Raw genomic sequence first — 22,592 nt, forward strand, 5'->3', positions numbered from 1 at the left:
GATTTAACTCACGAACTGCTGCAGGATACGGCTGCCGAAATAGGCCAGCGTCAGAATGCCTGCGCCTGCGACGTTAAACCATACGACGCGACGTCCGCGCCAGCCTTCATGGTAATGCCCCCACAACAGAACGATATAGACAAACCATGCCACGATAGAGAGGACGGCTTTATCAATGTTCTCCGTGCTGAACAGGTTGTGCATGTAAAACAGGCCGGTGCACAGGGTGAGCGTCAGCAGAACCACGCCGATTTGGGTGATATGAAACATTTTCCGCTCAATACTCATCAGCGGTGGCATTTCATTGCTGAAGGCCAATTTTTTGTTTTTTAACTGGTAGTCAATCCATGCCAGCTGTAGCGCATAGAGCGCGGCGATAATCAGCGTGGCATAAGCGAACAGCGACAGCCCGATGTGAATCATCATGCCCGGCGTAGCTTCGAGATGGGTGATGAACTCGTTAGGCATAAACGTGGCAAAGGCGAGATTGATTAGCGCAAAGGCGTAGACAATGGGCAGCAATAGCCAGCCGCGGTTGCGCGACGCGACGATGGTCATCACGGTACAGATCATCAGACTCACCAGCGAGCCAACGTTCAGCAGACTCAGGTTTTGTCCGCTTTCACCGCCGGGTAGAATACGTGCTTCCAGAGCGACAGCATGGCACACCAGCGCGACGACCGCAGAGAGAATAGCCATACGCCGCCAGCCGCTGTTTTTTTGCAGCAGAGCGGGAATAATCAGCGCAAGGCTGACTGAGTAGGCGACAAGGGCGAGCAGAGCAAAAACGGGCATATAGGTGTCGACAGTTGGCCAGTGATAAAGAAAAGCAGTATAGCGTTACGTGACCGCTGCTCCAACCGTTGCATAACAACAAAGGCGGCTTCATGTTATACTGCGACAAATTTCTGTTGATGTGTCGCTGTCGCGACCGACCGTTTCCACCCCAGGCGAGAGACAATGTTTGATAATTTAACCGATCGTTTGTCGCGCACGCTGCGCAATATCAGTGGCCGTGGACGCCTTACTGAAGACAACGTTAAAGAAACGCTGCGCGAAGTGCGCATGGCGCTGCTGGAGGCTGACGTAGCGCTGCCGGTAGTGCGTGAGTTTATCAATCGCGTAAAAGAGAAAGCGGTTGGTCATGAAGTTAACAAAAGCCTGACGCCGGGTCAGGAGTTCGTCAAGATTGTCCGTAACGAACTGGTTGCGGCAATGGGCGAAGAAAACCAGACCCTGAATCTGGCTGCACAGCCGCCAGCCGTTGTGCTGATGGCGGGCCTGCAGGGTGCGGGTAAAACCACCAGCGTCGGTAAGCTGGGTAAGTTCCTGCGTGAGAAGCACAAGAAGAAAGTGCTGGTGGTTTCCGCAGACGTGTATCGTCCGGCGGCGATCAAACAGCTGGAAACGCTGGCCGAGCAGGTCGGTGTGGACTTCTTCCCGTCGGATGTCGGCCAGAAGCCGGTTGATATCGTTAACGCCGCGCTGAAAGAAGCCAAACTCAAATTCTACGACGTGCTGCTGGTGGATACCGCCGGTCGTTTGCACGTTGATGAAGCGATGATGGACGAAATCAAACAGGTTCACGCTTCTATCAAGCCGGTAGAAACGCTGTTTGTGGTCGATGCCATGACCGGTCAGGATGCTGCAAATACCGCCAAAGCCTTTAACGAAGCGCTGCCGTTAACCGGTGTGGTGCTGACTAAAGTTGATGGTGATGCTCGTGGCGGTGCCGCGCTCTCTATTCGCCACATCACCGGCAAGCCGATTAAATTCCTCGGCGTCGGGGAGAAAACTGAAGCACTGGAGCCGTTCCATCCGGACAGGATTGCTTCACGTATTCTCGGCATGGGCGACGTGCTGTCGCTTATCGAAGATATCGAAAGCAAAGTTGATCGCGCGCAGGCCGAGAAATTAGCCAGCAAGCTGAAAAAAGGCGATGGCTTCGATCTCAACGATTTCCTTGAGCAGCTCAACCAGATGAAAAACATGGGCGGTATGGCAAGTCTGATGGGCAAGCTACCGGGCATGGGTCAGATCCCTGACAACGTGAAATCGCAAATGGACGATAAAGTGCTGGTGCGTATGGAAGCCATCATCAACTCGATGACGATGAAAGAACGCGCTAAGCCAGAAATCATCAAAGGTTCCCGTAAACGCCGTATTGCTGCTGGTTGCGGTATGCAGGTACAGGACGTAAACCGCCTTCTGAAACAGTTCGACGACATGCAGCGCATGATGAAGAAAATGAAGAAGGGCGGTATGGCTAAGATGATGCGTGGTATGAAGGGGATGATGCCGCCCGGCTTCCCCGGTAGATAAATATATCGGGCTACCTTATTTGCCATTTTGACACCGGAGTGTGCTCGACAAAACACTGTAGTGTTTTGAACGCCCTTTAGGGCGGCCCGAAGGGCGAGCGGAGCGAGTAAATGCTCACGTACTGCGTGTACGCTCAGGAGGCTGACGGCACTGCCGACGGCCTTTTATAGCAGAGTTATCAACTGCTGATTGCATTTTCCCCAGAAATCAGTAAAATTTTCGGGCTTTTAATATGACACCCGGGCTCCGTTCCTCGATGGGGCCTGGGTGTTTTATTCACACAAGAGGATGTTATGGTTACTATTCGTTTAGCTCGTCACGGCGCTAAAAAGCGTCCGTTCTACCAGGTTGTTGTTACCGACAGCCGTAATGCACGCAACGGTCGCTTCATCGAGCGCGTTGGCTTCTTTAACCCAATCGCTAGCGAAAAAGAAGAAGGCACTCGCCTGGATCTGGATCGCATCGCTCACTGGGTTGGCCAGGGCGCGACTATTTCTGATCGCGTAGCTACGCTGATCAAAGCAGCAAACAAAGCAGCTTAATCTGTCACGGTGGTCATGATGAGCAAGCAACTCGCCGCACAGGCTCCTGTGGAACCCATTGTTTTGGGGAAAATGGGGTCTTCTTACGGTATCCGTGGTTGGCTCAGAGTGTTTTCTTCCACTGAAGACGCCGAAAGCATTTTTGACTATCAGCCCTGGTTTATCCAGAAGGCGGGTCAGTGGCAGCAAGTACAGCTGGAAAGCTGGAAGCACCACAATCAGGATCTGATCATCAAGCTGAAAGGCGTTGACGATCGTGATTCGGCGAATCTACTGACTAATTGCGAAATTGTCGTGGATTCCTCGCAGTTGCCAGCGCTGGAAGATGGTTCTTACTACTGGAAAGACCTTATGGGCTGCCAGGTAGTGACCACTGAAGGCTACGATCTCGGTAAAGTCGTCGATATGATGGAAACCGGTTCGAATGACGTCATCGTCATCAAGGCAAACCTGAAAGATGCGTTTGGTATCAAGGAACGTCTTGTGCCGTTCCTCGATGGGCAGGTTATCAAGAAAGTCGATCTCGCTACTCGAACTATCGAAGTAGATTGGGATCCTGGTTTTTAAACCACCGGATAAACGGTAAAAGTCGGCGTTATGGGGATTGGCTTGTGTTTATAGGTATCGTTAGCCTGTTTCCAGAAATGTTCCGCGCAATTACCGATTACGGGGTAACTGGCCGGGCAGTAAAAAATGGCCTGCTAAACATCCAGAGCTGGAGTCCTCGTGACTTTACTCATGACCGGCACCGTACCGTGGACGATCGTCCTTACGGCGGCGGACCGGGGATGTTAATGATGGTGCAACCCTTACGGGACGCCATTCATGCAGCGAAAGCTGCGGCTGGTGAAGGCGCAAAGGTGATTTATCTCTCACCTCAGGGACGCAAGCTTGATCAAGCGGGCGTTAGCGAACTGGCCACGAATCAAAAGCTGATTCTGGTGTGTGGTCGCTATGAAGGAATAGATGAGCGCGTGATTCAAACCGAAATTGACGAAGAATGGTCAATCGGCGATTACGTCCTCAGCGGTGGTGAGTTACCAGCAATGACGCTGATAGACTCCGTTTCCCGGTTTATTCCGGGGGTTCTGGGTCATGAGGCTTCAGCAATCGAAGATTCGTTTGCTGATGGATTGCTGGATTGCCCACACTATACCCGACCTGAAGTGTTAGAGCAGATGGAAGTACCGGCAGTGTTACTGTCAGGAAACCATGCTGAGATACGTCGCTGGCGTTTGAAGCAGTCGCTGGGCCGGACCTGGCTTAGAAGACCTGAACTTCTGGAAAACCTGGCTCTGACTGAAGAGCAAGCAAGGTTGCTGGCGGAGTTCAAAAAGGAACACGCGCAACAGCAACATAAACATGATGGGCAGGCGTAAGCCCCCAATATCAGTTTACCCAGGATAAGAGATTAAATTATGAGCAACATTATTAAGCAACTTGAACAAGAACAGATGAAGCAGGACGTACCTTCCTTCCGTCCGGGTGATACCGTGGAAGTGAAAGTATGGGTTGTTGAAGGTTCCAAAAAACGTCTGCAGGCATTCGAGGGCGTGGTTATCGCTATTCGTAACCGCGGTCTGCACTCTGCATTCACTGTTCGTAAAATTTCCAACGGCGAAGGCGTTGAGCGTGTCTTCCAGACTCACTCTCCGGTAGTTGACAGCATTGCTGTTAAACGTCGTGGTGCTGTTCGTAAAGCTAAACTGTACTACCTGCGTGAGCGCACTGGTAAGTCTGCTCGTATCAAAGAGCGTCTTAACTAAGATTCGCGCAAGCGACATCCTGTTAGAAAAGGGCTGGCCGAAAGGCTGGCCCTTTTTTTATTCCGACCTTTATTCATTTGTTTTTTGTTATTAGATGACTGCGCGGCGCGCAGTCAGTTGAATATTCATTACGGCGTCGAGATCACGACTGCAACGCGACGGTTTTCAGCACGACCTTTTGACGTCTGGTTGCTTGCGATCGGGTATTTCTTCCCAAGCCCCTGAGTTGTCAGGTTGGCGCGGGGAATATTGGCGCCCTGTGCCCAGGCATCGGCAACCACATTCGCGCGTTTGAGCGACAGAGCTTCGTTGTAACTGTCTTCGCCGTAGTTATCGGTATGACCGTCCAGGCGCGCATGGTTAAGCCCGGTAGCAGCCAGTTTGGAAGCCATTTCCTGGATCTGTTTTTCGCTTTCGGGGCGGAGCTTGTAGTCGTTTTTATCAAACAGGATGTTGTCAGACAGGCCAAGAGACCAGTCTCCGGAAGCTTCAGTAAATCCGTACGATTTCATGGCTGCAATTTGCTCTGGGGTAAATTTTCCCTGAGGAGCCTGACAGCCTGCCACAACCAGTAAAAGCAAAAGAAATGGGGATAATAAGCGTTTTAGCATGTGTGTGATTCCTTATTTAATAATAGTGCGTTCAGAACGCATATGTTTGGCCTGATACATATTTTGATCGGCAAGTTCTTGTAATTTCTCGGCAGAGGCATGTTCCCACGTCAGCGCAAAACCGATACTGAGTGTCATGCTTGCTAAATGACCATTATGCAGGTCAAAAGGTCGGTCAAACTCTTGTGAAAGTGCAGCACAGATCCGCTGAACCTCATATTCAGAATGAACGCTATATAGCACCATCGCGAACTCGTCGCCGCCAAGTCTGTATGGCGAATGTCGATTACCGCCAAACTCGGACAGCCTTTTTGCGACTTCAATCAGAACCCGATCCCCCGCAGCGTGGCCCCAGGTATCATTAATAAATTTAAAATTATCACCATCAAGAAATAACAATGCGGAACTGCTGTGGGTGACATCGTCATTCATCAGCGCGTTAATACTGCTACGAAATGCGGCACGATTCGCCAGGCCCGTCAGAGGATCATGGAGTGCAGTACGCAAAAGCTGAGCGTTCTTTGCCTGCAGTCGAAGTTGCCACTCCTCCATCTCGTCCAGCAGACTATTAAAATCCTGGGCAAAAAGATGAAACTCTTCAATGCGCTCTTCGGATACACGTCGTGAAAAATTACGGTTGGTACGAACATCATGTACCACTTCAGTTATATTTTGCAGGGCTTCCACGACGCCATTGTGTAAATAGCGAGTGAGCATTAATGCAATGCCTGATGCCAACAGAATGCACCCGGTAAGAACGGCCAGCGACAAATAAATGAAATGACTAATGACGCTATCGCGCGCGGTCAATCGTACTTCGCCGATGACGTTGCCATTATGCAAAATAGGCTTAGTGACCGGTTGTGGGAACAGCCAGTGGCTGATCAGTCCGCTGATCTTCTCCGTGGTGTCCTGCGCGTTATAACGCCAGGTGGCGATCGCCTTTTGGTTTTTATTACGAACTTCCGCAACGGAAAATTGCCCTTGCTGGCCCAGTGCAGCCAGCGTTTCCGTTGCCGCGACGCTATCAGAAAAAACGAGCGCAGCTTCAAGCGTACGGGTCATGGTTGCAGCGGTCAAATCCAGGTTCTTTTGCGCATACTGTCTCAATGCCAGCACGGAAGAAATGCTGAGCAGCAACCAGATCAACGTCATCGTCACCAGGACACTGATTATGCTGATACGCCGTAATGTCCGCTTAAACGTCGGGCGTGTTACAGGAGAATGGCCCTTATCCATGCTTATTATTCCGTGCAAGCATCAATACGTCTGGACTGACCCTTACGCCACTGCGTGAAAGGGAATCCATATTTACGGAAAATCTCACATCTTCATCTTTAATTATGAGGCAAAAGGCGCTGCCAATAACGCATTCGGGATTCTGTTCGGCAATTAATAACAATGCCTTAGTCGGATATTTATTCTTTAATTCCACCTGATAAGTAGGTGATTCTTTTCCAAAATAAAAACCGTCACACTGCGAAACTAATATTTCTTGTTCCGTACGAATGATGACGGGAAGATAGGGTAATGCCCCAGTACTGGTATCTTCCAGAACACTGGAAAAACGCGATGAAGAGAAAATACACAGTTTGGGCGGCCCGGAAAGTGCAGGCCAGCGTGTATAACTAACGATACCGGAAACCATAGCACGTACAGATTTTGCTTCTTCTGTAATGCTTTGGGCGTACAGCGGTAACCCGGTCAGGAGCAGTGCCAGTAGAAGTATGAGTCGGTAAGAATAGCTCATGAATAGTTACCTACCAGCATTTGCCGTAAAGCGTCGAAATACATTCAAAATTGTTTAGGACAAAATAACATTATTTTCCTAAGTCGTCATTATTCCAGGGATAAAGCTGCTGGTGATTTAAGTTAAATCCTAGTTGATTGTAAAGTTTAACTCATTGTTTAATTTAATCTTATTGAGGCGGAGCCTTCATTTGCTCCTTTTTGCCAGGCATTATGTAACTGGTCTACATTTTCGACCGTATCACAACTTTGGGGAAAGGTTTTCCCGGCCAGCCCCCTGGCGTAAACAAAATCCTGCTGGCAGATTTTACGTTGCCCCTCGGCGAAACCCTTAAGATATTTCGTACGATCGACGTCGGGATCATTGAAGTTGTCGGCAAGAGTTTCATTATCTTTAACGGCATAGCCCGAAATGGCATCTTGTATACCGGCATCGTACCAGTCGGTCCCTGTCCAGGTGGGGGCGTGGGTATAGGGATCTATTTGACAACCGCTAAGAAGGAATAGAAATAAGGTGCTGATGAGTTGCTTCATTGCCCGTGCTCCCTTGTTTTTTTAAGCATAGCGGATTTGAATATTGAATGGTGTAAATTTAATTGTACATTATTAACGGCTTTTTCTGCTGATAAATTGCGTGTTGTAAATTAAAATTTACGGATTGTGGATTGAAATCTTTACCTGTTGTGGTATCGTTATTTCCTCCTCGCTGAGGATTAACTATCGCAAACGAGCTAAACAGGATCACCATCATGCAAAAAGACGCGCTGAACAACGTACATATTACCGACGAACAGGTTCTGATGACTCCGGAGCAGCTGAAAGCTGAATTTCCGCTGAGCCAGGCGCAAGAAGCGCAAATCTCCCAGTCGCGTAAAATCATTTCAGATATTATCTCCGGTCGCGATCCGCGTTTGCTGGTGGTATGTGGTCCATGCTCCATTCACGATCCTGAAATGGCTATTGAGTACGCTCGTCGATTTAAAGCCCTTGCCGCAGAGGTCAGCGATAGCCTCTACCTGGTGATGCGCGTCTATTTTGAAAAACCCCGTACCACCGTCGGCTGGAAAGGGTTAATTAACGATCCTCACATGGATGGCTCTTTTGATGTTGAAGCAGGACTGAAAATTGCGCGTCAACTGCTGCTTGAACTGGTGAATATGGGACTGCCGCTGGCAACTGAAGCGCTGGATCCAAATAGTCCGCAATACCTGGGCGATCTGTTTAGCTGGTCCGCAATCGGAGCCCGTACCACGGAATCGCAGACTCACCGCGAAATGGCTTCCGGTCTTTCCATGCCGGTCGGCTTTAAGAATGGTACTGACGGTAGTCTTGCGACCGCCATTAATGCCATGCGAGCGGCGGCACAGTCGCACCGCTTTGTTGGTATTAATCAGGCCGGGCAGGTTGCGCTGTTGCAAACTCAGGGGAATCCGGACGGTCACGTGATCCTGCGTGGTGGTAAAGCGCCGAACTACAGTCCGGCAGATGTCGCCCAGTGCGAAAAAGAGATGGAGCAGGCGGGACTACGACCTTCTCTGATGGTAGATTGCAGTCATGGTAACTCCAATAAAGATTACCGCCGCCAGCCTGCCGTGGCTGAATCTGTGATTGCACAAATCAAAGATGGCAATCGCTCGATCATTGGCTTGATGATCGAAAGTAATATTCACGAAGGCAACCAGTCTTCTGAACAGCCGCGCAGCGAAATGAAATACGGCGTGTCCGTAACCGATGCCTGCATTAGCTGGGAAATGACGGATGCGCTGTTGCGTGAAATTAGCCAGGATTTAAACGGTCAGCTGTCGGCGCGTGTAGCATAAGAGGTTGGTTATGGTTGCTGAATTGACCGCATTACGCGATCAAATTGATGAAGTCGACAAGGCGTTGCTGGACTTACTGGCACGCCGCCTGGAGTTGGTTGCCGAAGTCGGTGAAGTAAAAAGCCGCTTTGGGCTGCCGATCTACGTACCGGAGCGGGAAGCCTCTATGCTGGCCTCCCGCCGGGCAGAGGCGGAAGCTCTGGGCGTGCCACCGGACCTGATTGAAGATGTGTTGCGTCGGGTTATGCGTGAGTCCTACTCCAGCGAAAATGACAAAGGGTTTAAAACACTTTGTCCTTCTCTGCGCCCGGTGGTGATCGTCGGTGGTGGTGGTCAGATGGGACGTCTGTTCGAAAAAATGCTCACCTTGTCAGGTTACCAGGTGCGGATCCTGGAACAGCAGGACTGGGATCGCGCGCCGGAGATCGTCTCTGATGCCGGCATGGTGATCGTCAGTGTGCCGATCCACGTCACCGAGCAGGTGATCGCCAAATTACCGCGCCTGCCTTCTGACTGTATCCTGGTGGATCTGGCTTCGGTGAAAAATGGTCCTTTGCAGGCGATGCTGGCGGCGCACGATGGCCCGGTGGTGGGATTGCATCCGATGTTTGGTCCGGACAGCGGCAGTCTGGCCAAGCAAGTCGTCGTCTGGTGTGACGGACGTCAGCCGGAAGCTTATCAGTGGTTTCTCGAACAGATTCAGGTGTGGGGGGCGCGGTTGCATCGGATCAGCGCCGTTGAACACGACCAGAATATGGCGTTTATTCAGGCACTACGTCACTTTGCGACTTTTGCTTACGGTCTGCATCTAGCGGAAGAGAATGTTCAACTGGAACAGTTGCTGGCGCTCTCTTCGCCGATTTACCGCCTTGAGCTGGCGATGGTAGGACGTCTGTTTGCCCAGGATCCGCAGCTCTATGCTGATATTATTATGTCGTCTGAGAGCAACCTTGCGCTGATCAAACGCTACTACCAACGTTTTGGTGAGGCGATCGGTTTACTGGAGCAGGGCGATAAGCAAGCGTTTATCGACAGCTTCCGTAAGGTGGAGCACTGGTTTGGCGATTACGCTCAGCGCTTTCAGAGCGAAAGCCGTACGTTGTTGCGCCAGGCTAACGATAGCCGCCAGTAAATAGAATGCCGGATAATCTTAGCGCTATCCGGCATTATAAAACGTTAGCTCGGATCGACCGGCACCACATTTTCACTTGGATAGCAGCCAAGTACTTTCATCGAACGCGTAATCTCACCCAGTTCCTTCAATGCTTTTTGCATCTGAGGCGATTCCAGGTTGGCCTGAATATCCAGGTAAAACATCTCTTCCCACGGATTGCCGTGAATTGGGCGTGACTCCAGTTTGGTCATAATCAGATTATGGTTGCGCAATACCAGCAGCGCTTCAACCAGCGCACCCGCCTGTTGTCCTGTCGCCATCAGCAGCGTGGTTTTTGCCGGAACCTGGTCAGAAACATTGATTGCTTTGCGCGCCAGTACCACGAAGCGGGTGATGTTTTGCGTCTGGTTAGCTTCAATGTGCTCAAGAACCTGCAAACCATACAGTACGCCTCCGGCTTCGCTCCCCAGAGCCGCCACGCGCGGCGAGTTAGCCTGCGCAACTTTTTCCATTGCCGCAGAGGTACTTTCGGTGTACTCAATCTTCCAGTGTGGATGGCGACTCAGAAATTTGCTGCACTGCTGGAACGGCTGCGGATGGCTGTAAACAGTTTCAATAGTCTCGAGATCCGTTGTGCCGGATACCAACACACAGTGGTCAATTGTGATGGTCATCTCGCCAACGATAGACAGGCTGGTGTGTTGTAGCAGGTCGTAAACGTCGTTAATCCCGCCGGAACTGGTGTTTTCAATCGGAACCACCGCGTAGTCAGCTTGTCCGGTTTCAACCTGATTAAAGATATCGGCAAATTTTGCGCAGCCGCTTTCAATAAATTGTTCAAAGTGGCGGGCGGCATACTGACGGGCGGCGAGGTGAGAATATGAACCCTTTGGGCCGAGGAAGGCTACGCGCGCAGAGTGCGGATTGATTTTGTTCAGATGCTGCTGGAGCAGTGCCTGTTGTGTCAGGACGGAGTCTTCGATAATCAGCTGGAACAGGCGAGTAATATAATGAGCATCAAGATGATGTGCTTTGCCAAGCTGAATCAGGCGGTCTAACAGGTCGCGCTCACGGTCGATATCACGAACCGGACGATGCGAAAGCAGTTTTGCTTTGCCAACTTCTACGGCCAGTCCACGTCGCTCAGCCAGCAGGGCCAGTAATTTTTCATCCAGCGTGCTGATCTTATCGCGCAGCGCCAGCAATGGGTTTTCCGATGTCATAGTGTTGCCTTTCTTGTTATCAATAAAAAAGGCCCCCCGTTGTGGGAGGCCTTATTGTTCGTCTTCGCATTCTTTATCACACGACGAAACGCCTCCCATTCAGGGGAAGGTAAAAAAGAATGCGAAGAAGAACGGGACAAGTTTCATGTAATTTTCCTTTGGCTATATCAGTAAAGTACCCGTACTGTTTTCACCATGTCAACAAAAAACGCGCCCGAAGGCGCGTTGGCGATACACTCAATGTAAGGGACTACTCTTCTTCTGCTTCGACGAAGTTGGCGTCTTTTACTGAAGCTGTTGCACGACGGGCTTCGCCTTTGTGCTGCACTTTATTGAGCTGCCGTTCCAGCTTGTTGATCAAATCGTTAATTGCGGTGTACATATCCTCGTGTTTTGCGCTGGCGACCAGATGTCCGTTCGGTGTATTGATGGTGGCATCAGCAATGAAACCCTGTGGCTCCTTAGACAGAATGATATGTGGATTAATCAGATGAGTTTGCCATTTTTCAAGTTTGGCGAGACGGTCTGCGACATGCTGGCGAATTGCCGGAGTAATTTCCATTTGTTTACTGGTAATGTTCATTGTCATAAATTTTACCTCTTGTCTTTCCCGTCTTGGTGATTCCAGCATACCGTTCCTAATGTCAAAATGTGTGATTTAAATCACATTATTTTGTCGCTTTTTGTCAAGAAAACCTTTTTGTGAGGCACAGCAGGAACAGGCGATATTTTACTTGAGGAATACCAGAAAGCAGGCCATATTTGATGAGATGCGTTGCAGCTAAACCGCTTCAGTTGTGGCGTTAACGGGTAAAAAAACGGCAGCCCAAGGGCTGCCGTTTTGCATTCTGAGGTAAATCAGGTATTGCTGCTGTTAGCGGCAATGATTTTCGCTACTTTTTCTGCCTGCGCATTCATCTGCATCTGGCGATAAGCTTTTTCCATTAACGGCAGAGCATCACGTGTTGCCTGAGTATCAGGGTAGTCGCGTAGCATACCTTCCACACGGTTTACCACAGCGACCCATGCTCCGCGGGCAGTGTAGTATTGCGCAACGGAGTATTCATACTTCGCCAGACGATCCTTCAGGAATACCAGACGTTTGGTGGCGTCAGTAGTGTACTGGCTGTTCGGATAGCCACGTACCAGTTTGGAAAAGTCATTAAACGCAGCTCGGGCGTGTTGCGGATCGCGATCGCTGCGATCAACACCAAAGAACCCTTGCAGTGCGCTATCGTCCAACGCCATATTGGTCAGGCCACGCATATACATGACATAATCAATGTTAGGGTGTGTCGGATTAAGACGGATAAAACGATCGATGGCAGCCTGAGCAAGCGGCAGATCGGCGTTTTTGTAGTAGGCGTAGATGAGATCTAATTGCACCTGCTGAGAATACGGTCCAAATGGATAACGGTTATCCAACGCTTCCAATTGCGTTATTGCCTGTTTCCAGTTACCGTCCTGCAGCTTTTGCTGAGCAGTCGCGTAGATTTCATTTGGCGGATTATCGGGCACCTCTTCCTTTGAACCAGAGCAACCCGCCAAAAACAGGCTCAACGTGGCTGCTGCCACCAGATATTTCATGCGCGTCATGACGTTTTGACTTTCCTCAAAATGTATTACGGGAGATTCTCTGTTCCTGCTCCCGGTTAAGACCAGCTACAATAGCACACTATATTAAACGGCAAAGCCGTAAAACCCAACGTTAAACGAAGAAGCAGTTTATGGCACAACGAGTAGAACTCACCGCAACAGTCTCCGAAAATCAGCTCGGTCAACGCTTAGATCAGGCTTTGGCCGAATTGTTCCCTGATTATTCACGATCGCGCATAAAAGAATGGATCCTTGATCAGCGCGTGCTGGTAAATGGCAATCTTTGCGATAAACCGAAAGAAAAAGTGTTGGGTGGAGAACGCGTCTCCATCAATGCAGAAATTGACGAAGAGGTGCGTTTTGAACCTCAGGATATCCCGCTGGATATCGTTTATGAAGATGACGACATTCTTGTCATCAACAAACCCCGTGATCTCGTGGTGCATCCGGGCGCCGGTAATCCTGATGGCACGGTTTTGAATGCATTGCTGCATTACTACCCGCCGATCGCGGATGTTCCTCGTGCCGGTATTGTGCACCGTCTGGATAAAGACACGACGGGATTAATGGTGGTGGCAAAAACCGTTCCTGCGCAAACGCGACTGGTGGAGTCGCTGCAGCTGCGTGAAATTACCCGTGAGTACGAAGCCGTGGCGATTGGTCACATGACGGCAGGCGGAACCGTTGAGGAGCCGATTAGCCGTCACCCGACTAAGCGTACGCACATGGCGGTACACCCGATGGGGAAACCTGCGGTGACGCACTATCGCATCATGGAACACTTCCGTGTGCACACGCGTCTGCGGTTGCGTCTGGAAACCGGACGTACGCACCAGATCCGCGTGCACATGGCGCATATCACCCATCCGCTGGTGGGCGATCAGGTCTACGGCGGTCGTCCGCGTCCACCGAAAGGCGCTTCTGACGAATTTATCTCCGTATTGCGTAAGTTCGATCGTCAGGCGCTGCACGCGACCATGCTGCGTTTGTATCACCCAATTTCCGGTATCGAAATGGAATGGCACGCGCCAATTCCACAAGATATGGTGCAGTTGATTGAAGTGATGCGTGCTGATTTCGAAGAACATAAGGATGATATTGCCTGGCTATGAGTAAGCTAATTGTCCCGCAGTGGCCGATACCGCAGGGTGTCGCGGCGTGTAGTTCTACTCGTATTGGCGGTGTCAGTATGTCGCCTTACGATTCGCTGAATCTGGGGGCCCATTGCGGTGATAACCCGGAGCATGTTGAGGAGAACCGCATGCGGCTGTTTGCTGCGGGCAATCTGCCTGCAAAGCCCGTCTGGCTGGAACAGGTCCACGGTAAGGACGTTCTGAAACTGACTGGCGAGCCTTACGCCTCCAAACGTGCAGATGCTTCATACAGCAACATGCCGGGCACCGTGTGTGCGGTGATGACGGCTGACTGTTTGCCGGTGCTGTTTTGCAATCGCGCAGGAACGGAGGTTGCGGCGGCCCATGCGGGTTGGCGAGGATTATGCGCAGGTGTGCTGGAAGAGACGGTGGCGTGTTTTGCCGACAAACCTGAAAACATTATCGCCTGGCTAGGCCCGGCGATTGGCCCGGACGCGTTTGAAGTGGGAGCAGAAGTCCGCGAAGCGTTTATGGAGAAAGATCCGCAAGCGGACATCGCATTTGTCCCGCGTGATGACAAATATCTGGCGGATATCTATCAGCTTGCGCGCCAACGTCTGGCAAATGTCGGTGTGGAGAACCTTTACGGCGGCGACCGTTGCACCTTCAGCGAAAGTGAGACGTTCTTCTCTTATCGTCGCGACAATACCACGGGGCGTATGGCAAGTTTTATTTGGCTGATATAACCTAAAGAATCAAGACGATCCGGTACGTGTAATTTTCTTTTCACATAATTCAGGTCATTAACCTTGAATAATTGAGGGATGACCTCATTTAATCTCCAGTAGCAATTTTGACCTGTTATGGGAGGAGTTATGCGTCTGGATCGTCTTACCAATAAATTCCAGCTTGCTCTTGCCGATGCCCAGTCACTCGCATTGGGGCACGACAATCAATTCATCGAACCACTTCATCTAATGAGCGCCTTGCTGAATCAGGAAGGGGGATCGGTACGTCCTTTATTAACGTCCGCTGGCATTAATGCTGGCCAGTTACGTACAGCTATTGACCAGGCGTTGAGCCGTTTGCCGCAGGTAGAAGGTACCGGTGGTGATGTGCAGCCTTCTCAGGATCTGGTGCGTGTTCTGAATCTTTGCGACAAGCTGGCGCAAAAACGTGGGGACAACTTTATTTCGTCAGAACTGTTCGTTCTGGCAGCGCTTGAGTCACGCGGTACGCTGACCGATTTATTAAAATCAGCAGGCGCGACGACCGCCAATATCACTCAGGCAATTGAACAAATGCGTGGAGGTGAAAGCGTGAATGACCAGGGGGCTGAAGACCAACGTCAGGCCTTGAAAAAATATACCGTCGATCTGACCGAACGTGCCGAGCAGGGCAAACTCGATCCGGTTATCGGTCGTGATGAAGAAATTCGCCGCACCATTCAGGTGCTGCAGCGTCGTACTAAAAACAACCCGGTGTTAATCGGTGAGCCCGGGGTCGGTAAAACCGCGATTGTTGAAGGGCTGGCTCAACGCATCATCAATGGTGAAGTGCCGGAAGGCTTAAAAGGCCGCCGTGTGCTGGCGCTGGATATGGGTGCGCTGGTGGCTGGAGCCAAATATCGTGGTGAGTTTGAAGAACGCTTAAAAGGTGTGCTGAACGATCTTTCTAAACAGGAAGGCAATGTCATCCTGTTTATTGATGAGTTACACACCATGGTTGGGGCGGGTAAAGCCGATGGCGCAATGGACGCCGGAAATATGCTGAAACCTGCACTGGCACGTGGGGAACTGCACTGTGTAGGCGCAACAACGCTTGATGAGTATCGCCAGTACATCGAAAAAGATGCTGCGCTGGAACGTCGTTTCCAGAAAGTGTTTGTGGCCGAACCTTCAGTAGAAGATACCATCGCGATTTTGCGTGGTCTGAAAGAGCGTTATGAACTGCACCACCACGTGCAGATTACTGACCCGGCGATTGTCGCGGCAGCTACGCTGTCTCACCGCTATATTGCCGATCGTCAGTTGCCTGATAAAGCTATCGACCTCATTGACGAAGCGGCATCCAGCATTCGTATGCAGATTGACTCCAAGCCGGAGGAACTCGACAGACTCGACCGCCGTATTATCCAGCTCAAACTGGAACAGCAGGCATTAATGAAAGAGTCTGATGAGGCGAGTAAAAAACGTCTCGATATGCTCAACGAAGAGCTGGATGATAAAGAGCGCCAGTATTCTGAGTTAGAAGAAGAGTGGAAAGCTGAAAAAGCTTCCCTTTCTGGAACGCAAACTATCAAGGCTGAGCTGGAACAGGCGAAAATCGCCATTGAACAGGCGCGTCGTGTCGGCGATCTGGCGCGGATGTCCGAACTGCAGTATGGCAAAATTCCTGAACTGGAAAAACAGCTCGAAGCCGCCACCCAGTCTGAAGGCAAAACCATGCGTCTGCTGCGTAATAAAGTGACGGATGCAGAAATTGCAGAAGTGCTGGCGCGCTGGACCGGGATCCCGGTTGCCCGCATGCTGGAAGGCGAGCGGGAAAAACTGTTACGTATGGAGCAGGAACTGCACAGCCGCGTGATTGGCCAGAATGAAGCGGTGGAAGCGGTTTCTAACGCCATCCGTCGTAGCCGTGCAGGGTTGTCCGACCCGAATCGTCCGATTGGTTCATTCCTGTTCCTTGGCCCAACCGGTGTCGGTAAAACCGAACTGTGTAAGGCGCTGGCTAATTTTATGTTCGACAGCGACGACGCAATGGTGCGTATCGATATGTCCGAGTTTATGGAGAAACACTCTGTCTCTCGTCTGGTCGGGGCGCCTCCGGGATATGTCGGCTATGAGGAAGGTGGGTATCTGACGGAAGCGGTACGCCGTCGTCCTTACTCTGTCATCCTGCTCGATGAAGTGGAGAAAGCGCATCCGGATGTGTTCAACATCCTGTTGCAGGTGCTTGACGATGGTCGTCTGACTGACGGGCAGGGGAGAACGGTCGATTTCCGTAACACGGTTGTCATCATGACCTCAAACCTGGGATCGGACCTGATTCAGGAACGCTTCGGGGAGCTGGATTATGGCCACATGAAGGATATGGTGCTGGGCGTTGTGAGCCATAACTTCCGTCCGGAATTCATCAACCGTATAGATGAGGTCGTTGTATTCCATCCATTGGGTGAGCAGCACATTGCTTCTATTGCTCAGATCCAGCTGCAGCGTCTGTATAAACGTCTGGAAGAGCGTGGTTATGAAATTCACATCTCTGACGAGGCGCTTAAACTGCTGAGCGCGAATGGTTACGATCCAGTATATGGCGCACGTCCATTGAAACGCGCTATCCAGCAACAGATCGAAAACCCGCTGGCTCAGCAAATCCTGTCTGGTGAGCTGATTCCTGGCAAAACGATTCGCCTGGAAGTTAACGACGATCGCATTGTGGCAGTGCAGTAAGTCACTAAATGACCATAAACGGGCCCTGCGGGGCTCGTTTTTGTTTAATAACCAGGCAAAAACAGAGTGATCGATTGAAAAGTAATCGCTTGATAAGTTTTTTGTATTTTTAACTTGTCAGCCTCAAATAACTCCCTATAATGCGCCTCCACTGACACGGAACAACGGATTACAAGCCGCCGGGTCAGCGGGGTTCCACTGAGAACTTCGGCGAAGAAAGCACAATTAAATGCTTGACTTCGTAGCGGGATGGCGTAATATGCACACCCCGCGCCGCTGAGAAAAAGCGAAGCGGCACTGCTCTTTAACAATTTATCAGACAATCTGTGTGGGCACTCGAAGATACGGATTCTTAACGTCGCAAGACGAAAAATGAATACCAAGTCTCTGAGTGAACATACGTAATTCATTACGAAGTTTAATTCACGAGCATCAAACTTAAATTGAAGAGTTTGATCATGGCTCAGATTGAACGCTGGCGGCAGGCCTAACACATGCAAGTCGAACGGTAGCACAGAGGAGCTTGCTCCTTGGGTGACGAGTGGCGGACGGGTGAGTAATGTCTGGGAAACTGCCCGATGGAGGGGGATAACTACTGGAAACGGTAGCTAATACCGCATAACGTCGCAAGACCAAAGAGGGGACCTTCGGGCCTCTTGCCATCGGATGTGCCCAGATGGGATTAGCTAGTAGGTGGGGTAACGGCTCACCTAGGCGACGATCCCTAGCTGGTCTGAGAGGATGACCAGCCACACTGGAACTGAGACACGGTCCAGACTCCTACGGGAGGCAGCAGTGGGGAATATTGCACAATGGGCGCAAGCCTGATGCAGCCATGCCGCGTGTATGAAGAAGGCCTTCGGGTTGTAAAGTACTTTCAGCGAGGAGGAAGGTGTTGAGGTTAATAACCTCAGCAATTGACGTTACTCGCAGAAGAAGCACCGGCTAACTCCGTGCCAGCAGCCGCGGTAATACGGAGGGTGCAAGCGTTAATCGGAATTACTGGGCGTAAAGCGCACGCAGGCGGTCTGTCAAGTCGGATGTGAAATCCCCGGGCTCAACCTGGGAACTGCATCCGAAACTGGCAGGCTAGAGTCTTGTAGAGGGGGTAGAATTCCAGGTGTAGCGGTGAAATGCGTAGAGATCTGGAGGAATACCGGTGGCGAAGGCGGCCCCCTGGACAAAGACTGACGCTCAGGTGCGAAAGCGTGGGGAGCAAACAGGATTAGATACCCTGGTAGTCCACGCCGTAAACGATGTCGACTTGGAGGTTGTGCCCTTGAGGCGTGGCTTCCGGAGCTAACGCGTTAAGTCGACCGCCTGGGGAGTACGGCCGCAAGGTTAAAACTCAAATGAATTGACGGGGGCCCGCACAAGCGGTGGAGCATGTGGTTTAATTCGATGCAACGCGAAGAACCTTACCTACTCTTGACATCCAGAGAACTTGGCAGAGATGCCTTGGTGCCTTCGGGAACTCTGAGACAGGTGCTGCATGGCTGTCGTCAGCTCGTGTTGTGAAATGTTGGGTTAAGTCCCGCAACGAGCGCAACCCTTATCCTTTGTTGCCAGCGGTTAGGCCGGGAACTCAAAGGAGACTGCCAGTGATAAACTGGAGGAAGGTGGGGATGACGTCAAGTCATCATGGCCCTTACGAGTAGGGCTACACACGTGCTACAATGGCATATACAAAGAGAAGCGACCTCGCGAGAGCAAGCGGACCTCATAAAGTATGTCGTAGTCCGGATTGGAGTCTGCAACTCGACTCCATGAAGTCGGAATCGCTAGTAATCGTGGATCAGAATGCCACGGTGAATACGTTCCCGGGCCTTGTACACACCGCCCGTCACACCATGGGAGTGGGTTGCAAAAGAAGTAGGTAGCTTAACCTTCGGGAGGGCGCTTACCACTTTGTGATTCATGACTGGGGTGAAGTCGTAACAAGGTAACCGTAGGGGAACCTGCGGTTGGATCACCTCCTTACCTTAAAGAAACGTTCTTTGTAGTGCTCACACAGATTGTCTGATGAAAAGTAAATAGCAAGGCGTCTTGCGATTGAGACTTACACGTCCCCTTCGTCTAGAGGCCCAGGACACCGCCCTTTCACGGCGGTAACAGGGGTTCGAATCCCCTAGGGGACGCCACTTGCTGGTTCGTGAGTGAAAGACGCGTACCCTGATATCTCAAAACTCATCTTCGGGTGACGTTTGAGATATTTGCTCTTTAAAAATCTGGATCAAGCTGAAAATTGAAACGACACACTGTTTCATTTCTCCGTAATAAGAAATGAAAAAGGGTGTGTTCGAGTCTCTCAAATTTTCGCAACACGATGGTGTTTTACGAAACATCTTCGGGTTGTGAGGTTAAGCGACTAAGCGTACACGGTGGATGCCCTGGCAGTCAGAGGCGATGAAGGACGTGCTAATCTGCGATAAGCGTCGGTAAGGTGATATGAACCGTTATAACCGGCGATTTCCGAATGGGGAAACCCAGTGTGATTCGTCACACTATCATTGCGTGAATACATAGCGTAATGAAGCGAACCGGGGGAACTGAAACATCTAAGTACCCCGAGGAAAAGAAATCAACCGAGATTCCCCCAGTAGCGGCGAGCGAACGGGGAGCAGCCCAGAGTCTGAATCAGCTTGTGTGTTAGTGGAACGGTCTGGAAAGTCCGACGGTACAGGGTGATAGTCCCGTACACCAAAATGCACAGGTTGTGAACTCGAAGAGTAGGGCGGGACACGTGGTATCCTGTCTGAATATGGGGGGACCATCCTCCAAGGCTAAATACTCCTGACTGACCGATAGTGAACCAGTACCGTGAGGGAAAGGCGAAAAGAACCCCGGCGAGGGGAGTGAAAAAGAACCTGAAACCGTGTACGTACAAGCAGTGGGAGCACCTTCGGGTGTGACTGCGTACCTTTTGTATAATGGGTCAGCGACTTATATTCTGTAGCAAGGTTAACCGTATAGGGGAGCCGAAGGGAAACCGAGTCTTAACTGGGCGTTAAGTTGCAGGGTATAGACCCGAAACCCGGTGATCTAGCCATGGGCAGGTTGAAGGTTGGGTAACACTAACTGGAGGACCGAACCGACTAATGTTGAAAAATTAGCGGATGACTTGTGGCTGGGGGTGAAAGGCCAATCAAACCGGGAGATAGCTGGTTCTCCCCGAAAGCTATTTAGGTAGCGCCTCGTGAACTCATCTTCGGGGGTAGAGCACTGTTTCGGCTAGGGGTCATCCCGACTTACCAACCCGATGCAAACTGCGAATACCGAAGAATGTTATCACGGGAGACACACGGCGGGTGCTAACGTCCGTCGTGAAGAGGGAAACAACCCAGACCGCCAGCTAAGGTCCCAAAGTCATGGTTAAGTGGGAAACGATGTGGGAAGGCACAGACAGCCAGGATGTTGGCTTAGAAGCAGCCATCATTTAAAGAAAGCGTAATAGCTCACTGGTCGAGTCGGCCTGCGCGGAAGATGTAACGGGGCTAAACCATGCACCGAAGCTGCGGCAGCGACACTATGTGTTGTTGGGTAGGGGAGCGTTCTGTAAGCCGTTGAAGGTGTGTCGTGAGGCATGCTGGAGGTATCAGAAGTGCGAATGCTGACATAAGTAACGATAATGCGGGTGAAAAACCCGCACGCCGGAAGACCAAGGGTTCCTGTCCAACGTTAATCGGGGCAGGGTGAGTCGACCCCTAAGGCGAGGCCGAAAGGCGTAGTCGATGGGAAACAGGTTAATATTCCTGTACTTGGTGTTACTGCGAAGGGGGACGGAGAAGGCTATGTCGGCCGGGCGACGGTTGTCCCGGTTTAAGCATGTAGGCGGAGGTTCCAGGTAAATCCGGTACCTTTTAACGCTGAGGTGTGATGACGAGGCACTACGGTGCTGAAGTGACAAATGCCCTGCTTCCAGGAAAAGCCTCTAAGCATCAGGTAACACGAAATCGTACCCCAAACCGACACAGGTGGTCAGGTAGAGAATACCAAGGCGCTTGAGAGAACTCGGGTGAAGGAACTAGGCAAAATGGTGCCGTAACTTCGGGAGAAGGCACGCTGATATGTAGGTGAAGTGATTTACTCATGGAGCTGAAATCAGTCGAAGATACCAGCTGGCTGCAACTGTTTATTAAAAACACAGCACTGTGCAAACACGAAAGTGGACGTATACGGTGTGACGCCTGCCCGGTGCCGGAAGGTTAATTGATGGGGTTATCCGTAAGGAGAAGCTCTTGATCGAAGCCCCGGTAAACGGCGGCCGTAACTATAACGGTCCTAAGGTAGCGAAATTCCTTGTCGGGTAAGTTCCGACCTGCACGAATGGCGTAATGATGGCCAGGCTGTCTCCACCCGAGACTCAGTGAAATTGAACTCGCTGTGAAGATGCAGTGTACCCGCGGCAAGACGGAAAGACCCCGTGAACCTTTACTATAGCTTGACACTGAACACTGGTCCTTGATGTGTAGGATAGGTGGGAGGCTTTGAAGCGTGGACGCCAGTCTGCGTGGAGCCAACCTTGAAATACCACCCTTTAATGGCTGGTGTTCTAACGTGGACCCGTAATCCGGGTTGCGGACAGTGTCTGGTGGGTAGTTTGACTGGGGCGGTCTCCTCCTAAAGAGTAACGGAGGAGCACGAAGGTTAGCTAATCCTGGTCGGACATCAGGAGGTTAGTGCAAAGGCATAAGCTAGCTTGACTGCGAGAGTGACGGCTCGAGCAGGTGCGAAAGCAGGTCTTAGTGATCCGGTGGTTCTGAATGGAAGGGCCATCGCTCAACGGATAAAAGGTACTCCGGGGATAACAGGCTGATACCGCCCAAGAGTTCATATCGACGGCGGTGTTTGGCACCTCGATGTCGGCTCATCACATCCTGGGGCTGAAGTAGGTCCCAAGGGTATGGCTGTTCGCCATTTAAAGTGGTACGCGAGCTGGGTTTAGAACGTCGTGAGACAGTTCGGTCCCTATCTGCCGTGGGCGCTGGAGAATTGAGGGGGCTGCTCCTAGTACGAGAGGACCGGAGTGGACGCATCACTGGTGTTCGGGTTGTCATGCCAATGGCACTGCCCGGTAGCTAAATGCGGAAGAGATAAGTGCTGAAAGCATCTAAGCACGAAACTTGCCCCGAGATGAGTTCTCCCTGAGACTTTAAGTCTCCTGAAGGAACGTTAAAGACGATGACGTTGATAGGTCGGGTGTGTAAGCGTAGCGATACGTTGAGCTAACCGATACTAATGAACCGTGAGGCTTAACCTTACAACGCCGAAGATGTTTTGGCGAAGAGACAGACACAAGATTCAGC

The 22,592-nt window shown here is 51.0% G+C and carries 19 protein-coding genes, 1 tRNA gene, 2 rRNA genes and 1 other annotated feature; of the genes, 13 read left to right on the forward strand and 9 right to left on the reverse strand.

The genetic code is table 11. The features are described from left to right. Nucleotides 1-3: 3 nt before the first annotated feature. Nucleotides 4-795, reverse strand: coding sequence for an inner membrane protein YpjD (locus NMD08_RS06685; RefSeq protein WP_151218114.1), 792 nt, complete (start codon nucleotides 793-795; stop codon nucleotides 4-6). 165 nt (nucleotides 796-960) lie between these two features. Here NMD08_RS06685 and ffh point away from each other — a divergent pair, with 165 nt between their 5' ends. From ffh to rplS, 5 genes are all read left to right on the forward strand, one after another. Then, a complete protein-coding gene (ffh, locus tag NMD08_RS06690; protein WP_003031226.1) occupies nucleotides 961-2,322 on the forward strand; it encodes a signal recognition particle protein in 1,362 nt (453 codons plus the stop codon). Nucleotides 2,323-2,615: 293 nt separating this feature from the next. Next, nucleotides 2,616-2,864 (forward strand): 30S ribosomal protein S16, encoded by a 249-nt coding sequence (gene rpsP / locus NMD08_RS06695; RefSeq protein WP_003031228.1) that lies wholly within the window; start codon nucleotides 2,616-2,618, stop codon nucleotides 2,862-2,864. An 18-nt stretch (nucleotides 2,865-2,882) separates the two neighbouring features. After that, on the forward strand, nucleotides 2,883-3,431 hold the full coding sequence (gene rimM, locus NMD08_RS06700) for a ribosome maturation factor RimM (protein WP_003031230.1): 549 nt from the start codon (nucleotides 2,883-2,885) through the stop codon (nucleotides 3,429-3,431). A gap of 44 nt (nucleotides 3,432-3,475) precedes the next feature. Continuing rightward, nucleotides 3,476-4,243: a tRNA (guanosine(37)-N1)-methyltransferase TrmD gene (gene trmD / locus NMD08_RS06705; protein ID WP_003031232.1), complete on the forward strand. Its 768-nt coding sequence runs from the start codon at nucleotides 3,476-3,478 to the stop codon at nucleotides 4,241-4,243. A gap of 39 nt (nucleotides 4,244-4,282) precedes the next feature. Continuing rightward, a complete protein-coding gene (gene rplS, locus NMD08_RS06710; RefSeq protein ID WP_002914145.1) occupies nucleotides 4,283-4,630 on the forward strand; it encodes a 50S ribosomal protein L19 in 348 nt (115 codons plus the stop codon). Nucleotides 4,631-4,758: 128 nt separating this feature from the next. Here rplS and NMD08_RS06715 read toward each other — a convergent pair whose 3' ends face one another. From NMD08_RS06715 to NMD08_RS06730, 4 genes are all read right to left on the reverse strand, one after another. Continuing rightward, the gene (locus tag NMD08_RS06715; RefSeq protein WP_151218113.1) at nucleotides 4,759-5,241 is read right to left on the reverse strand and encodes an OmpA family protein; all 483 of its coding nucleotides are present in this window, start codon (nucleotides 5,239-5,241) and stop codon (nucleotides 4,759-4,761) included. 12 nt (nucleotides 5,242-5,253) lie between these two features. Next, the gene (gene dgcN, locus NMD08_RS06720) at nucleotides 5,254-6,480 is read right to left on the reverse strand and encodes a diguanylate cyclase DgcN (RefSeq protein ID WP_187260360.1); all 1,227 of its coding nucleotides are present in this window, start codon (nucleotides 6,478-6,480) and stop codon (nucleotides 5,254-5,256) included. Next, complete coding sequence (locus NMD08_RS06725) at nucleotides 6,473-6,991, reverse strand: YfiR family protein (protein ID WP_151218111.1); 519 nt, start codon at nucleotides 6,989-6,991, stop codon at nucleotides 6,473-6,475. The genes dgcN and NMD08_RS06725 overlap by 8 nt, the downstream gene beginning before the upstream one ends. A gap of 158 nt (nucleotides 6,992-7,149) precedes the next feature. Then, on the reverse strand, nucleotides 7,150-7,524 hold the full coding sequence (locus tag NMD08_RS06730; protein WP_151218110.1) for a DUF2799 domain-containing protein: 375 nt from the start codon (nucleotides 7,522-7,524) through the stop codon (nucleotides 7,150-7,152). 215 nt (nucleotides 7,525-7,739) lie between these two features. Here NMD08_RS06730 and aroF point away from each other — a divergent pair, with 215 nt between their 5' ends. Continuing rightward, nucleotides 7,740-8,810 carry a 3-deoxy-7-phosphoheptulonate synthase gene (gene aroF / locus NMD08_RS06735; RefSeq protein WP_210905266.1) on the forward strand — a complete coding sequence of 357 codons (1,071 nt, stop codon included), beginning with the start codon at nucleotides 7,740-7,742 and terminating at the stop codon, nucleotides 8,808-8,810. A 10-nt stretch (nucleotides 8,811-8,820) separates the two neighbouring features. Next, nucleotides 8,821-9,942: a bifunctional chorismate mutase/prephenate dehydrogenase gene (gene tyrA / locus NMD08_RS06740; RefSeq protein WP_151218108.1), complete on the forward strand. Its 1,122-nt coding sequence runs from the start codon at nucleotides 8,821-8,823 to the stop codon at nucleotides 9,940-9,942. A gap of 44 nt (nucleotides 9,943-9,986) precedes the next feature. On the opposite strand, the gene pheA is transcribed toward tyrA, so the two are convergent. The 4 genes from pheA to bamD form a co-directional block, all read right to left on the reverse strand. Beyond that, entirely contained in the window at nucleotides 9,987-11,147 is a 1,161-nt protein-coding gene (gene pheA / locus NMD08_RS06745) for a bifunctional chorismate mutase/prephenate dehydratase (RefSeq protein WP_003031243.1), read from the reverse strand. Between the two features lie 22 nt (nucleotides 11,148-11,169). Further along, nucleotides 11,170-11,295, reverse strand: a sequence feature (Phe leader region). Next, nucleotides 11,247-11,294 carry a pheA operon leader peptide PheL gene (gene pheL / locus NMD08_RS06750; RefSeq protein ID WP_100250063.1) on the reverse strand — a complete coding sequence of 16 codons (48 nt, stop codon included), beginning with the start codon at nucleotides 11,292-11,294 and terminating at the stop codon, nucleotides 11,247-11,249. It overlaps the preceding feature by 48 nt. A gap of 102 nt (nucleotides 11,296-11,397) precedes the next feature. After that, a complete protein-coding gene (gene raiA / locus NMD08_RS06755) occupies nucleotides 11,398-11,736 on the reverse strand; it encodes a ribosome-associated translation inhibitor RaiA (RefSeq protein ID WP_151218107.1) in 339 nt (112 codons plus the stop codon). A 269-nt stretch (nucleotides 11,737-12,005) separates the two neighbouring features. Next, the gene (gene bamD / locus NMD08_RS06760) at nucleotides 12,006-12,743 is read right to left on the reverse strand and encodes an outer membrane protein assembly factor BamD (protein ID WP_151218106.1); all 738 of its coding nucleotides are present in this window, start codon (nucleotides 12,741-12,743) and stop codon (nucleotides 12,006-12,008) included. 131 nt (nucleotides 12,744-12,874) lie between these two features. Between bamD and rluD the strand changes: the two genes are divergently transcribed. The 6 genes from rluD (at nucleotide 12,875) to NMD08_RS06790 (ending at nucleotide 22,546) form a co-directional block, all read left to right on the forward strand. Further along, a complete protein-coding gene (gene rluD, locus NMD08_RS06765) occupies nucleotides 12,875-13,855 on the forward strand; it encodes a 23S rRNA pseudouridine(1911/1915/1917) synthase RluD (RefSeq protein ID WP_003031246.1) in 981 nt (326 codons plus the stop codon). Continuing rightward, complete coding sequence (gene yfiH / locus NMD08_RS06770; RefSeq protein WP_151218105.1) at nucleotides 13,852-14,583, forward strand: purine nucleoside phosphorylase YfiH; 732 nt, start codon at nucleotides 13,852-13,854, stop codon at nucleotides 14,581-14,583. Before rluD ends, yfiH begins: the two co-directional genes overlap by 4 nt. 129 nt (nucleotides 14,584-14,712) lie before the next feature. Continuing rightward, nucleotides 14,713-17,286 carry an ATP-dependent chaperone ClpB gene (gene clpB / locus NMD08_RS06775; protein WP_187253035.1) on the forward strand — a complete coding sequence of 858 codons (2,574 nt, stop codon included), beginning with the start codon at nucleotides 14,713-14,715 and terminating at the stop codon, nucleotides 17,284-17,286. A gap of 440 nt (nucleotides 17,287-17,726) precedes the next feature. Further along, a 16S ribosomal RNA gene (locus NMD08_RS06780) occupies nucleotides 17,727-19,266 on the forward strand. Nucleotides 19,267-19,351: 85 nt separating this feature from the next. Continuing rightward, a tRNA-Glu gene (locus tag NMD08_RS06785) sits at nucleotides 19,352-19,427 on the forward strand. Nucleotides 19,428-19,644: 217 nt separating this feature from the next. Beyond that, nucleotides 19,645-22,546: ribosomal RNA gene (locus tag NMD08_RS06790) — 23S ribosomal RNA — on the forward strand. Together the 16S and 23S rRNA genes with 1 tRNA gene alongside form the textbook arrangement of a ribosomal RNA operon. Nucleotides 22,547-22,592 lie beyond the last annotated feature (46 nt).

This window comes from Citrobacter meridianamericanus (assembly GCF_041320245.1).
GTDB lineage: Bacteria > Pseudomonadota > Gammaproteobacteria > Enterobacterales > Enterobacteriaceae > Citrobacter > Citrobacter meridianamericanus.

Bases quoted from the DNA above. Each gene is read 5' to 3' on its own strand.
- NMD08_RS06685 (WP_151218114.1), bottom strand. From the start codon at position 795: ATGCCCGTTTTTGCTCTGCTCGCCCTTGTCGCCTACTCAGTCAGCCTT.
- ffh (WP_003031226.1), top strand. From the start codon at position 961: ATGTTTGATAATTTAACCGATCGTTTGTCGCGCACGCTGCGCAATATC.
- rpsP (WP_003031228.1), top strand. From the start codon at position 2,616: ATGGTTACTATTCGTTTAGCTCGTCACGGCGCTAAAAAGCGTCCGTTC.
- rimM (WP_003031230.1), top strand. From the start codon at position 2,883: ATGAGCAAGCAACTCGCCGCACAGGCTCCTGTGGAACCCATTGTTTTG.
- rplS (WP_002914145.1), top strand. From the start codon at position 4,283: ATGAGCAACATTATTAAGCAACTTGAACAAGAACAGATGAAGCAGGAC.
- NMD08_RS06715 (WP_151218113.1), bottom strand. From the start codon at position 5,241: ATGCTAAAACGCTTATTATCCCCATTTCTTTTGCTTTTACTGGTTGTG.
- dgcN (WP_187260360.1), bottom strand. From the start codon at position 6,480: ATGGATAAGGGCCATTCTCCTGTAACACGCCCGACGTTTAAGCGGACA.
- NMD08_RS06725 (WP_151218111.1), bottom strand. From the start codon at position 6,991: ATGAGCTATTCTTACCGACTCATACTTCTACTGGCACTGCTCCTGACC.
- NMD08_RS06730 (WP_151218110.1), bottom strand. From the start codon at position 7,524: ATGAAGCAACTCATCAGCACCTTATTTCTATTCCTTCTTAGCGGTTGT.
- aroF (WP_210905266.1), top strand. From the start codon at position 7,740: ATGCAAAAAGACGCGCTGAACAACGTACATATTACCGACGAACAGGTT.
- tyrA (WP_151218108.1), top strand. From the start codon at position 8,821: ATGGTTGCTGAATTGACCGCATTACGCGATCAAATTGATGAAGTCGAC.
- pheA (WP_003031243.1), bottom strand. From the start codon at position 11,147: ATGACATCGGAAAACCCATTGCTGGCGCTGCGCGATAAGATCAGCACG.
- raiA (WP_151218107.1), bottom strand. From the start codon at position 11,736: ATGACAATGAACATTACCAGTAAACAAATGGAAATTACTCCGGCAATT.
- bamD (WP_151218106.1), bottom strand. From the start codon at position 12,743: ATGACGCGCATGAAATATCTGGTGGCAGCAGCCACGTTGAGCCTGTTT.
- rluD (WP_003031246.1), top strand. From the start codon at position 12,875: ATGGCACAACGAGTAGAACTCACCGCAACAGTCTCCGAAAATCAGCTC.
- yfiH (WP_151218105.1), top strand. From the start codon at position 13,852: ATGAGTAAGCTAATTGTCCCGCAGTGGCCGATACCGCAGGGTGTCGCG.
- clpB (WP_187253035.1), top strand. From the start codon at position 14,713: ATGCGTCTGGATCGTCTTACCAATAAATTCCAGCTTGCTCTTGCCGAT.